The 11,666-nt window shown below is 67.0% G+C and carries 10 protein-coding genes; 7 read left to right on the top strand and 3 right to left on the bottom strand.

The window, feature by feature from the left end:
* The 3 genes from serA to Q0982_RS12355 form a co-directional block, all read left to right on the top strand.
* Positions 1–1,183: phosphoglycerate dehydrogenase (gene serA, locus Q0982_RS12365; RefSeq protein ID WP_299395936.1), on the top strand; the 1,183-nt coding region annotated here is incomplete at its 5' end.
* Positions 1,184–1,190: 7 nt separating this feature from the next.
* A complete protein-coding gene (locus Q0982_RS12360) occupies positions 1,191–2,105 on the top strand; it encodes a VCBS repeat-containing protein (RefSeq protein WP_299395933.1) in 915 nt (304 codons plus the stop codon).
* Between the two features lie 156 nt (positions 2,106–2,261).
* Entirely contained in the window at positions 2,262–2,780 is a 519-nt protein-coding gene (locus Q0982_RS12355) for a hypothetical protein (RefSeq protein WP_299395930.1), read from the top strand.
* Positions 2,781–2,850: 70 nt separating this feature from the next.
* Here Q0982_RS12355 and xsc read toward each other — a convergent pair whose 3' ends face one another.
* A complete protein-coding gene (gene xsc, locus Q0982_RS12350) occupies positions 2,851–4,626 on the bottom strand; it encodes a sulfoacetaldehyde acetyltransferase (protein ID WP_299395928.1) in 1,776 nt (591 codons plus the stop codon).
* A 215-nt stretch (positions 4,627–4,841) separates the two neighbouring features.
* Positions 4,842–5,372, bottom strand: coding sequence for a paraquat-inducible protein A (locus Q0982_RS12345; protein ID WP_299395925.1), 531 nt, complete (start codon positions 5,370–5,372; stop codon positions 4,842–4,844).
* A 272-nt stretch (positions 5,373–5,644) separates the two neighbouring features.
* Here Q0982_RS12345 and Q0982_RS12340 point away from each other — a divergent pair, with 272 nt between their 5' ends.
* From Q0982_RS12340 to Q0982_RS12325, 4 genes are all read left to right on the top strand, one after another.
* The gene (locus Q0982_RS12340; protein WP_299395924.1) at positions 5,645–6,808 is read left to right on the top strand and encodes an ATP phosphoribosyltransferase regulatory subunit; all 1,164 of its coding nucleotides are present in this window, start codon (positions 5,645–5,647) and stop codon (positions 6,806–6,808) included.
* Positions 6,809–6,834: 26 nt separating this feature from the next.
* The gene (locus tag Q0982_RS12335) at positions 6,835–8,127 is read left to right on the top strand and encodes an adenylosuccinate synthase (RefSeq protein WP_299395921.1); all 1,293 of its coding nucleotides are present in this window, start codon (positions 6,835–6,837) and stop codon (positions 8,125–8,127) included.
* A gap of 180 nt (positions 8,128–8,307) precedes the next feature.
* Complete coding sequence (locus Q0982_RS12330) at positions 8,308–10,359, top strand: hypothetical protein (protein WP_299395918.1); 2,052 nt, start codon at positions 8,308–8,310, stop codon at positions 10,357–10,359.
* A gap of 12 nt (positions 10,360–10,371) precedes the next feature.
* The gene (locus tag Q0982_RS12325) at positions 10,372–10,956 is read left to right on the top strand and encodes a hypothetical protein (protein ID WP_299395916.1); all 585 of its coding nucleotides are present in this window, start codon (positions 10,372–10,374) and stop codon (positions 10,954–10,956) included.
* A 50-nt stretch (positions 10,957–11,006) separates the two neighbouring features.
* Here Q0982_RS12325 and Q0982_RS12320 read toward each other — a convergent pair.
* A partial coding sequence (locus Q0982_RS12320) for an RNA polymerase factor sigma-32 (protein ID WP_299395913.1) occupies positions 11,007–11,666 on the bottom strand: 660 nt, incomplete at its 5' end.

Genomic DNA, 11,666 nt, shown 5'->3' with positions numbered 1-11,666 from the left:
CTTCATGGGCACCGAGCTGACCGGCAAGGTGCTGGGGGTCATCGGCTGCGGCAACATCGGCTCCATCGTGGTCGAGCGGGCCCAGGGCCTGCGCATGCGCGTCATCGCCTACGACCCCTTCCTCTCGCCCGACCGCGCCGAGGATCTGGACATCGAAAAGGTCGAACTGGACGAGCTGCTGGCACGGGCCGACATCATCACCCTGCACGTGCCGATGACCGACCAGACCCGGGGCATCATTGACGCCGCGGCACTGGCGAAGACCAAGCCCGGCGTGCGCATCGTCAACTGCGCGCGCGGCGGCCTGGTGGTGGAAGCCGACCTGAAAGACGCCATCGAGTCGGGCCACGTCGCCGGCGCGGCGCTTGACGTCTTCACCGAGGAACCGGCCAGGGAGAATCCCCTCTTCGGCATGGACCAGGTGGTGGCGACGCCGCACCTCGGCGCCTCGACGGCGGAAGCGCAGGAGAAGGTGGCCCTGCAGGTCGCCGAGCAGATGGCCGACTACCTGATGACCGGGGCCATCACCAACGCGCTCAACATGCCCTCCCTGACGGCGGAGGAGGCCAAGCGCCTGGGCCCCTACATGCAGCTCGCCGAACAGCTCGGCTCCTTCGCCGGGCAGCTCACCCGCACCGGCCTGAAGGATGCGCGCATCGAGTACGAAGGCCATGTGGCGCACTTGAACACGCGGCCGCTCACCCAGGTGGCGCTCTGCGGCATGCTGCGGCCGATGCTGGACAACGTGAACATGGTCAACGCGCCCATCGTGGCGCGCGAGCGCGACATCGACGTGGCCGAGGTGAAGCACGAGCGCGACTGCGACTACCAGACGCTGATCCGCCTGACGGTGACGACGGAGCGTGGCGAGCGCTGTGTGGCCGGCACGCTCTTCGGCGGCGACAAGCCGCGCCTCGTCGAGATCAAGGGCATCGCTGTCGAGGCCTCCATCACCCCGCACATGCTCTACATCACCAACGAGGACAAGCCGGGTTTCATCGGCGCGCTGGGCACGACACTGGGCGATGCCGGGGTGAACATCGCCAGCTTCCATCTCGGCCGCGCCGCGCAGGGCCAGGACGCCATCGCGCTGCTGGAGCTGGACGCGCCCATCGACCCCGGCATCCTGCGGAAGGTGCGCTCTCTGCCGCACACCAAGCAGGCCGAAGCGCTGGTGTTTTAAAGCGGCCGTGCGCGCCCTCTCGCTCGTCCTCGCAGCCGGCCTCGCGGCGGCCGGACCGGTTCAGGCCGAGGGCCTGGAGGCGCTCGGCTTTCGCCCCCTGGTCACCGAGGCCCAGCGCGAGATGACCATCGAACTGCGTGCCGTGGCGCGGCCGGACAATGCGCTGCCCGACGGCCACCCGGCGCTCGGAGAGGGAGCGATCGCCGAGGTCTGGCTGACCGAGCCGACGGAGCGTTACGGCCACGCGGTGCTCGGCGACGGCATCGAGGCAGGCGGTCTGCTGGTGCGTCTCGCGGACGGCGTCAGCCTTACCCTCTCCTTGCCGGAGGATCAGGTCTTCGAAGACCTGCAGCCGCGGCTTGTCGACCTCGATGGCGACGGGCTGCAGGAGATCCTGGTGGTGCGGTCCTCGCAAGGCAGCGGCGGCATGCTGACGGCCTACGGCGTTGTTGACGGGGCACTGCGCTTGGTCGCGAAGGGCCCCGAGCGGCTCACCACCTATCGCTGGCTGAACCCCGTCGGCGTTGCCGACTTCGACGGCGACGGCGTGCCGGAGGTCGCCTATGTGGAGACGCCGCACATCGGCGGCGTGCTGCGTATCCTTTCCCTGCAGGGGGGCCGGCTGGTGCAGGAGGCAGAGGCCTACGGCTTCTCCAACCACTTCATCGGCTCCCGAGCCCTCGGCCTCTCCGCCATTCTCGATGCCGACGAGGACGGGCTGCCGGAAATCCTGCTGCCCGATGCCGGCCGCCGCGCGCTGCGCGTCATGGGCTTTGTCGACGGGGAACTGCGCGAACGCGCCGTCCTTCCGCTGGACCACCGGATCGTCGGCGACTTCCGCCTGGAAGACATGGACGGCAACGGCCTCGACGGCGTCGCAATCCCCTTGAGCGGCGGCCGCGAACTGCGGCTGTACCGCTAGCGCGGCAGCCCGGCGCTGCGCCGATGGGCGCAGGTTATCCAAAGCCTCCCTGCCGTTTGGAAGCAGCACTTTCATGAGCAAAAGGCGCGATCGCCACTTGCCTTTGAAGTGCAACCATTGTTGGATGAATTCCATCAATGATTGAAAGACTGATCGGTGCTGCTCATGAAGACTTCAGGATTCCTCCGTTTTCCAGCCGCGTTTGCTGTGCTCGCCCTTTCTGCCTGTGCGGCTTCCGATGTTTCCAGCATCAAGGCCGCCTCCGAGGCCGATATTGATGCCATCCGGGTCACCTCTGTCGCGGTCACCATGGAAACGCCGAAGCCCAACCCGGCCCTCGAGGCCGCGTTGAAGGAACAACTCGAGAAGGCCATGCAGCGCTGCGCGGACGGCGACGTCGATCACCGGCTGGACGTGGCGGTCACCGACTTCGAAGAGCAGGATGTCGGTAAGTCGATCTTCCTGGGCGACGAGATTGAACTGGAAGGGCGTGCCGAGTTCGTCAATCTGGCCAACGGGGACCAGACCGGTGCCTATTACCTGGAGAACAGCTTCTCCTGGGGCGGCTTCATCGGTGCTGCCATGATGTCCGATGCCGAAATCTCGCTCAGCAAGGACTTCGCCAAGAACCTTTGCAAAGAGGTTTTTGGTGTCGATCTAGAAGAGGAAGAATAGCGGCCGACAAGGCAAGGGCAGGACAGGCCCCAGGCCCCGCCGGCAGAAGTTGGGCGCCTTATGCGCCCGATTACAGCGGCTGCTGCGGGCGCATGTCGTCGCGGCTGATGCCGGCCACTTCCACAGGCTTCTTCATGGCGTCACGGCGGAAGGGCTCGCCCAGTTCCTGATTGAGGATCACCTCGATGAAGGTGGTCACGCCGTCATCCTGCGCCTTGCAGGCTGTCGCCAGCGCTTCGGTCAGGTCCTGTTGGGTGGTCACGGTGACGCCCTTCAGGCCGCAGCCCTCGGCAACCTTGGCATAGCTCAGGTGCGGGTCGAGTTCGGTGCCGACGAAGTTGTCGTCGTACCACAGCGTCGTGTTGCGCTTCTCGGCGCCCCACTGATAGTTGCGGAAGACCACCATGGTGATGGCGGGCCATTCCTCGCGTCCGATGGAGGACATCTCGTTCATGGAGATGCCGAAGGCGCCGTCGCCGGCAAAACCCACCACCGGCACGTCCGGGCAGCCGATCTTGGCGCCGATGATCGAAGGGAAACCGTAGCCGCAGGGGCCGAAGAGGCCCGGCGCCAGGTATTTACGGCCCTGCTCGAAGGTCGGATAGGCGTTGCCGATGGCGCAGTTGTTGCCGATGTCGGAGGAGATGATGGCCTCCTTCGGCAGGCCCGCCTGGATCGCCCGCCAGGCCTGGCGCGGCGACATGCGGTCGGCATCGCGGTTGCGGGCGCGCTCGTTCCAGGTGGTGCCGGGGTCATCGTCCTCGTGGTCCATGGAGGAGAGCGCCTGCAGCCAGGCCGACTTGGTCTGGTGGATGGTGGCCTTGCGCGCCTCGCGGTCGGCATTGCCGGCCTCCGGGCTGAGCTGTTCCAGCAACTGCTCTGCCACCAGTCTGGCGTCGCCCTGGATGCCGACGGTCACCTTCTTGGTCAGGCCGATGCGGTCGGCGTTGATGTCGACCTGGATGATCTTGGCGTCCTTCGGCCAGTAGTCGATGCCGTAGCCGGGCAGCGTCGAGAAGGGGTTGAGCCGTGTGCCCAGCGCCAGCACCACGTCGGCCTTGGCGATCAGTTCCATGCCCGCCTTGGAGCCGTTGTAGCCCAGCGGCCCGGCGAAGAGCGGGTGCGAGCCGGGGAAGGCATCGTTGTGCTGATAGCCGCAGCAGACCGGCGCGTCGAGGCGCTCGGCCAGCGCCTGGGAGGCGGGAATGGCTCCGGCCAGCACGACGCCGGCGCCGTTCAGGATGACCGGGAACTTCGCCTCGGAGAGCAGCTTGGCCGCCTCGGCAATGGCGCGCGTGCCGCCGGCAGGGCGCTCCAGGCGGACGATCTGCGGCAGTTCGACGTCGATGACCTGGGTCCAGTAGTCGCGCGGCACGTTGATCTGCGCCGGAGCGGAGCCGCGCCAGGCTTTTTCGATGACCCGGTTCAGCACCTCGGCGATGCGCGAGGCATCGCGCACCTCTTCCTGGTAGCAGACCATCTCGCGGAACATCGGCATCTGGTCGACTTCCTGGAAGCCGCCCTGGCCGATGGTCTTGTTGGCCGCCTGCGGGGTGACCAGCAGCATCGGCGTGTGGTTCCAGTAAGCGGTCTTGATGGCGGTGACGAAACCGGTCACACCCGGGCCGTTCTGGGCGATGGCCATGGCCATCTTGCCGGTGGCGCGGGTGTAGCCGTCGCAGATCAGCCCGCCGTTGGTCTCGTGCGCCACATCCCAGAAGGTAATGCCGGCCTTGGGGAAGAGGTCGGAGATCGGCATGAACGCCGAGCCGATGATGCCGAAGCCATGCTCGATGCCGTGCATCTGGAGGACTTTTACGAAGGCCTCTTCGGTGGTCATTTTCATCGCATCTCACCCCTTGCTTCTGGGTTGGTTCTTCCTGAACTGATCTCATCTGGCTGCGGCGGTCTCAGCCACTGAGAACCGCAGACTTTGGCCCTTTCGGGCACCCGCAGGATATACGACAGCGGCCAGTCTGGACCCAAGAGCCAGATGGGCTGGCCCTATAGAGCCAGGGCGGGCCCGTTTCCGCCGCAACCGCTGTCCTCTGGCTTGCGGCCCTAGCCGCCGGGCGTCTCCAGCTTGCGGTGGGCCAGGATCGCGATGCGGCGCACCGCAATCATGGAAAGGATGACCGCGGCCATGAACACATAGAGGCCGGCATGAATCTCGACGTCTGAGATCAGCGAAAGCTTAATCACCACCACCAGAATGGCGGCGACGAAGACATCCAGCATCGACCAGCGCCCCAGTGCCTCGATCGCCCGCAGCGTGCGCCGCACGCGCGGGTCTTCTACCCGCAGCCAGGCCCAGGCGAGATAGGCCAGCACCAGCTTGCCGACCGGCAGCACGACGGTGAAGACCACGATGACCAGGAAGATCAGATAGTCGCCGCCTTCGAGCAGCCGGTAGGCGCCGGTGAGGATGGAGACCTCGTCGTAGAAAACCAGCAGCGTGCGCACGGTCATCACCGGCAGCAGCCAGCCGGCCAGCAGCGCCGCGGCGGCGGCCAGGATGAGCAGCCCGAGATAGCGGTCCAGACCGCTGCTGGCTGCGGCCAGGCTGGCCGGTTTGAGAAATCGCCTGAACAAGATTCCGGGAAGGTCCCTCGCTGTCGCTGAAGCCCGCGCAGTCTATCGGCCCGGGCGGCCGGCAGCCAGCCTGCGAAAACGTGTGAATTCAGGGCGTTACGCCGTTCCCCGCGCCCCCGCCGCCGTGCCTGTGGGCGGATTTCCGTTTGCCCGCCGCGCCGCAGGCTGTTACCAGAGAGCGGAAGCGGGCCTGCCTCCGGCTGATCGAGCCTCTGCCCGCTTCCGGATAGACGCCCAGCATCCGGATCGCAGCTCCCCGAAGATCTGACGCCATGACAGATACTGCCGACAAAGGCCTTCTGCCGGCCGGCCTCCAGGACGTGCTGGCCCCGCTTGCCGCCCACGAGTCCCAGGTCCTCGAACGCCTCGTGGCCGCGTTTCGTGCCCAGGGCTACGACCGGGTGAAGCCGCCGCTACTGGAGTTCGAGGAGGCGCTGCTGACCGGCCCCGGCGCCGCGCTGGCCGGCCAGACCTTCCGCCTGATGGACCCGGTGAGCCAGCGCATGATGGGGCTGCGTGCCGACATGACCCCCCAGGTGGCGCGCATCGCGGCGACACGCCTGAAGAACACGCCGCGCCCCCTGCGGCTTTGCTACGGCGGCCAGGTCCTGCAGGTGCGCGGCAGTCAACTGCGCCCGGAACGGCAGTTCGCACAGGCCGGTGCCGAGCTGATCGGTGCCGCCGCCGAGGCGGCGGACGCCGAGGTTGTGCTGCTGGCGATCGAAGCCCTGGACGCAGCCGGTGTCGCGGGCCTTTCGGTCGACCTCAACCTGCCGCCCCTGGTCGGCTCGCTGGCGGCGGACCTGGGGCTGGGGGAGGCGCAGGTGGGCGATCTGCGCATGGCTCTGGACCGCAAGGATGCAGCCGCCGTCACCGCCCTGGCCGGCGCCCAGGCGGAGCTGTTCCATGCATTGCTGCGCTCGGCCGGCCCGGCGGAAAGTGCCCTGGCGGCCTTGAAGGCGCTCGACCTGCCGCCTGCCGCGGCGCAAGAGGTGAGGCGCCTCGATACGGTGCTTTCGCTTATCCAGGCCGCCGCGCCGGATGCGCGCGTGACGGTCGATCCCGTCGAGCACAGAGGCTTTGAGTACCAGACCGGCATCAGCTTCATTCTCTTCGCCAAGGGCGTGCGCGGCGAGCTCGGCCGCGGCGGGCGCTATCAGGCGGCCGGTCCGAACGGCGTGCAGGAGCCCTCCACCGGCTTCACGCTGTTCATGGACACGGTGCTCCGGGCGGTCCCGGGTCCGCAGCGCCAAAGGCGGATCTACCTGCCTTTCGGCACCGCCGTCGCCAAGGCGCGCGATCTGCGCCGCGAAGGCTGGGAGACCCTGGCAGGCCTGTCCCAGGCGGAGCAGGCGGAAGACGAAGCACGGCGGCTCGGCTGCAGCCACGTGCTGCACGGCGACGCGGCCGTGGCGTTGGAACCAGCGAACGACTAGAGAGCGAAGCGAAGGACTGAGAAGCCATGGCGAATGTCGTCGTCGTCGGCTCCCAATGGGGCGACGAAGGGAAGGGGAAGATTGTGGACTGGCTGTCGGAGCGCGCCGACGTGGTGGTGCGCTTCCAGGGCGGCCACAACGCCGGCCACACGCTGGTGGTGGGCAACGAGGTCTACAAGCTCTCTCTGCTGCCCTCCGGCGTCGTCCGTTCCAACAAGCTCTCGATCATCGGCAACGGCGTGGTGATCGACCCCTGGGCGCTGGTGGAGGAGATCGACCGCCTGCGCGCCCAGGGCGTCGAGGTGACGCCGGAGCGTTTGAAGATCGCCGAGGGCGCGTCCCTCATCCTGCCCATGCACGGCGCCGTCGACCGCGCGCGCGAGGCGGCCCGCGGCGAAGGCAAGCTGGGCACGACGGGACGGGGCATCGGCCCGGCCTATGAGGACAAGGCGGGGCGCCGTGCCGTGCGCTTCTGCGACCTGGCCGATCCAGACCTGCTGCGCCAGCGTGTCGATGGCCTGCTGCTGCACAACAATGCGCTGCTGCGCGGCCTCGGCCAGCCGGAGTTCACGGCGGACGAGGTGGTCGAAGGCCTGCTTGCGCTGGCCCCGCGCATCCTGCCCTTCGCCGACCGGGTCTGGCAGCGCCTGGACGCCGCCAAACGCTCCGGCCAGCGGATCCTTTTCGAGGGCGCGCAGGGGGCGATGCTGGACGTGGATCACGGCACCTATCCCTTCGTCACCTCATCCAACACCATGGCGGGACAGGCCGCTTCCGGTTCCGGCACCGGCCCCGATACCATCGACTTTGTGCTGGGTATCACCAAGGCCTATACCACCCGCGTCGGCTCCGGCCCCTTTCCGACCGAGCTCGAGGACGAGATCGGCGAGCTGCTGGGCGAGCGCGGGCACGAGTTCGGGGTCGTCACCGGCCGCAAGCGGCGTTGCGGCTGGTTCGACGCCGTCATGGTGCGCCAGGCCGCCAAGATCGGCGGGATCACAGGCATCGCGCTGACCAAGCTGGACGTGCTGGATGGCATGGAGGAACTGAAGGTCTGCGTCGGCTACGAGATCGACGGCGAACAGCGCAGTCATCTGCCGGCCCTGCAGTCGCGCCAGGCGCGCGTGACCCCGGTCTACGAGACGATTCCCGGTTGGGCCGAGAGCACCCGCGGGGCCCGGTCCTGGGCTGATCTGCCGGCGGCGGCGGTGAAGTACATACGCCGCCTGGAGGAGTTGATCGAGGTGCCCGTCGCCCTGCTCTCCACCTCGCCGGAGCGCGAGGACACCATCCTGGTCCGCGATCCCTTTGCCGACTGACCTGGGCGGCCCCGTGCTGCCCCGCCCTGCACCGCAAGGTCCCGGGGCCTGAATTTCCGGGCGGCCGCAGGCTTTGGCTGCCCGGGTCTTAACGTTCTCTTTGCCTTATCCCGCGTACCTTTGCAGCCGGTTTCCGGTTGAAACGGCGTATCCCCATGCGCCAAAAGGTTAACGGCAGGTATGAGCGCTCAGGAGGAGGAAAGAGGGCCGGATCACCGGCATGACGGCGCCTTCGACAACGGCATGGTCATGCTGGGCGATCGCTTTCGGCTGCACCCGGATATGCCGCTGCCCGAGCTCGGCACGCCAGGGGTCAAGGCCTATGCCGTGTCCGACGAGCGCGGCGCGCCGAAGTCGCTCTATGCTCTGATCTGCCGTCAGGACATCGCCGCGCGGACCGACGTGCTGGCCCAGTTTTCGCGATTCCGCCGCCTGCCGATGTCGATCCCGCTGCGCAGCGGCGTCGTCGACTGGCCGCCGGCCCGGGCCCGCCGCTTTGTCATCGTCTTTGAGCAACCCGGCGGCGAGCGGGTGCTGCCCTCCGCCGATGCGACCATTGAGCCCTGGCGCGAAGACCGGGTCGTCCGGACGATGATGCAACCCCTGATGCCGCTGTTCAAGGAACTGAGCGACCGCATCCTGACGCATCGCTCGATCCGGGCCGACAACATCTTCTTCTCCGATCCCAGCCGCGAGAGTGTTGTTGTCGGCGAGTGCTTCAGTGCCCCCCCGGCGATGAACCAGCCCTACTATTACGAGCCTATCGACGGCTCGATGGCGATGCCGGAAGGGCGCGGCGCGGGGATGCCGCCTGACGACTTCTACGCGCTCGGGGTCACCATTCTGACGCTGCTGTGCGGTGGCAACCCGGTTGCAGGCCTGAGCCAGGACGAGGTGGTCGAAGCCAAGATCACCAAGGGCTCCTATGCCGCTCTGGTGCGCGATGCCCGGCTGTCGCTGCCCATGGTGGAGGTTTTGCGCGGCCTGCTCTGCGACGATGCGGAGCAGCGCTGGCGTTACGAAGACCTGAACATGTGGATGAACGGCCGGCACCTGAGCCCGAAGCAGGCGTTGCTGCCGCAGAAGGCCGCGCGCGCATTCCAGTTCGGCGATCAGGAATACCTGAACGCGCCGGCCCTCTCCCACGCCTTGGCGCGGTCGTGGCCCGAGGCGCTCATGGTGATCCGCAAGAACGACCTGGAAAGCTGGGTGCGCCGCTCTCTGGGCGACGACGCCCGCGCAGAAGCGGTGCGTCAGTCGACACAAGCCGCTTTCAGCTCCGCCACCGGACGGGTCGCTGGCGAAGACCGCTTGCTGGCCCGCGTCCTGATGGCGCTCGACGAGCACGCACCGCTGCGTTACCGCGATATTGCCGTACGCATCGACGGTCTGGCGCAGGCCTTTGCGGTGAACTACCACAGCGATGAAAAGCGGCAGACCTTTGCTGAGATCTTTGCCCAGCGCCTGCCTCAGATCTGGATCGAAAACCAGCCGGCAATGCGGCCGGAGCTGTCGATGCTGCGGCGGATCTTCGATACCGCCGCCTTCACGATGGCCAAGCCACGGATCGGCCAGGGTGCGGAGCGGGCCCTCTACGCCAGCAATCCGAACTGGCCCTGCCAAAGCCCCTTGTTGAAGCAGGACTATGTTGCCGAACTGGAAGACCTGCTGCCGGCGCTGGAGCGTGTGGCGCGAGAAGGCAAGACGGAGCGCCCGCCGGTCGACCCGCACATCGCCGGCTTCGTCGCGGCCAAGACCAAGGCTTCGATCGATCAGGCTCTCAGCGAACTGGGCACCGCGGACGACCCGGCGGTTTTCCATTTGGGGGTCCTGCGCCTGCTGGCAGATGTTCAAAGGGCCGTCGGACCGATGAAGACGCCTTATCTGGCGGCCTGGTGCGCGTCTCTTCTACAGCCGGTTATCGAAGGGTTCCACAACCGCACACGGCGCGATCAGATGATCGAGATGGCGCGTCAGCTCGCCGCCCAAGGCAACCTGACGACGCTCCTGAGCCTGGTCGACGATCAGCGGCGGCGCGAGGCCGACGAGCAGGGTTTCCTGAATGCCAAGGCGGAGTTCGCGGCGCTTGTCGAGCAGGCCAACTGGCTGCGCGGTGGCGGCATGACGTCACCGGCCATCGTGAAGCACCACGCCCGGGAAACCTCCAGCATCGTGTCTTCTGTGATCGCCGCTGTGGCCGTGCTTGGCATCACCCTGGTATCGGTGTTCTAGGACCAGCGGGCGATGGCACAGGCAACCAAATCACGCAAGGTCGTGCGGACGCGCCAGGTGGGCCTGAAGCCTTGGGTCAAGGTGCTCGTCCTCATCCTGCTGTTCCCCTTTGCCGCTCTTCTGCTGCCGACCACGCTGGTCGTTGCAACCATGATGGCCCCGACCTGGGTTGCCTACATGACCGACCGCTCGGCCGAAAAACATCTGGCCATTACCGTCGGCCTGCTGAACTTCAGCGGAACCCTGCCCGCGATCATCGATCTTTGGTCGCGCGGGCAGAGTCACGACGCGGCAATGCTTCTGCTCACGGATGTCTTCGTCTGGGCGGTCGCCTACGGCGCGGCGATGCTGGGCTGGGTGATCTTTGCCCTGATGCCCGGCCTGGTCGGCAGCTACTTCAAGATGACGACGGAGAGCCGGATCAAGAGCCTGGCCCGCCAGCAGAAGGCCCTGATCGACGAGTGGGGCCACGCCGTGGCCGACGGGATGGCCCTGATCCCTCTGGACGGCGATGACGGGGAAGGCGAGGCCGGCTTGGCGTCTGAAACTGCGGACACCCCCGAAGCGGAGATCGTCGAGGCCGACTTCCCGCGCTGAGCGCTGGAACCTGCGGACCGGGCCGGCGGCGTGGGTAAGGGGCGGGGCGATCAGCTGATCGCCAGCCGCTCCTCGATGGCCGCGTTGCGGATCGCCCGCTGCAGCTTTTCGAACGCCCGCACCTCGATCTGGCGCACCCGTTCCCGGCTGATCCCGTACTCCTGCGAGAGATCTTCCAGGGTGGTCGGATTGTCCTTCAGCCGGCGTTCCTCCAGGATCCTGCGCTCGCGGTCGTTGAGGTTGGCCATGGCGGCCTTCAGCAGCGCGCGGCGCTTGCCAAGCTCTTCGGACTCGGCGAGCTGGCTTTCCTGGTCTTCGGTGTCATCCACCAGCCAGTCCTGCCATTCGCCGTCGCCGTCGATGCGCAGGGGGGCGTTCAGCGAATGGTCCGGCGCCGCCAGACGGCGGTTCATGGACACCACGTCCTGCTCCGGCACGCCAAGGGTCTCGGCGATCTTCGAGACGTTCTCGGGATGAAGGTCGCCTTCCTCCATCGCTTTCAGCTGGCCCTTGAGCTTGCGCAGATTGAAAAACAGCTTCTTCTGCGACGCCGTGGTGCCCATCTTCACAAGCGACCAGGAATGCAGGATGTATTCCTGGATCGCTGCGCGGATCCACCACATGGCGTAGGTGGCCAGGCGGAACCCGCGATCCGGATCGAAGCGCTTGACCGCCTGCATCATGCCGACATTGCCTTCGGAGATCAGCTC

The organism is Pelagibius sp., assembly GCF_028281305.1.
In the GTDB taxonomy this organism is placed as follows: Bacteria; Pseudomonadota; Alphaproteobacteria; order Kiloniellales; family Kiloniellaceae; genus Pelagibius.
This window is presented reverse-complemented; position numbering and strand designations above follow the sequence as displayed.

Coding starts and splice junctions, on each gene's coding strand:
- xsc (WP_299395928.1), bottom strand. CDS start 4,626: ATGAAAATGACCACCGAAGAGGCCTTCGTAAAAGTCCTCCAGATGCAC.
- Q0982_RS12340 (WP_299395924.1), top strand. CDS start 5,645: ATGACAGATACTGCCGACAAAGGCCTTCTGCCGGCCGGCCTCCAGGAC.
- Q0982_RS12335 (WP_299395921.1), top strand. CDS start 6,835: ATGGCGAATGTCGTCGTCGTCGGCTCCCAATGGGGCGACGAAGGGAAG.
- Q0982_RS12330 (WP_299395918.1), top strand. CDS start 8,308: ATGAGCGCTCAGGAGGAGGAAAGAGGGCCGGATCACCGGCATGACGGC.
- Q0982_RS12325 (WP_299395916.1), top strand. CDS start 10,372: ATGGCACAGGCAACCAAATCACGCAAGGTCGTGCGGACGCGCCAGGTG.